This window comes from Stenotrophomonas sp. GbtcB23 (assembly GCF_019091045.1).
GTDB classification, from domain to species: domain Bacteria; phylum Pseudomonadota; class Gammaproteobacteria; order Xanthomonadales; family Xanthomonadaceae; genus Stenotrophomonas; species Stenotrophomonas rhizophila_A.
The window spans coordinates 1-357 of the sequence record NZ_JAGXKC010000254.1; the positions used below are offsets into that span (position 1 = coordinate 1).

The following is a 357-nucleotide window of genomic DNA, read 5'->3' on the forward strand; positions in this document are numbered from 1 at the left end:
GGATGCAGCGAGAATCCGGGCATGGGCCGCTGATCTGCTTGATCTGCATCGCAGCACCACGATCCAGGCCCATAGTGGGCTCTGGAGCCTGGCATCGAGTGCTATTGCTCGCCTTATTGAGGCCCTGCCCGATGAATTGCATCCACCATTGTTGATTGAGGTGTTCAGTCTTCCGTTGGTGCCATCGTCAGGCAATTTCCGAAACATAGATCTTCACGAGATAGACCGCTGGGTTGACGTTGGCTTAATTTCGAGCGCCTGCAGGATTGGTGTACGCGAAAGTTATGAAATCCAGTGGGAGGGCATTGTCGAGCAGCTGATCGTCAAGCTGCGCACGGGACCCGAACCAAGCGAAGC

1 protein-coding gene is annotated in these 357 nt (G+C 55.2%); it reads left to right on the forward strand.

The annotated features are described in order from the left end of the window. Positions 1 to 357, forward strand: a 357-nt coding sequence (locus tag KVS69_RS19005) for a hypothetical protein (RefSeq protein WP_217539525.1), incomplete at both ends; no start/stop codon positions are given.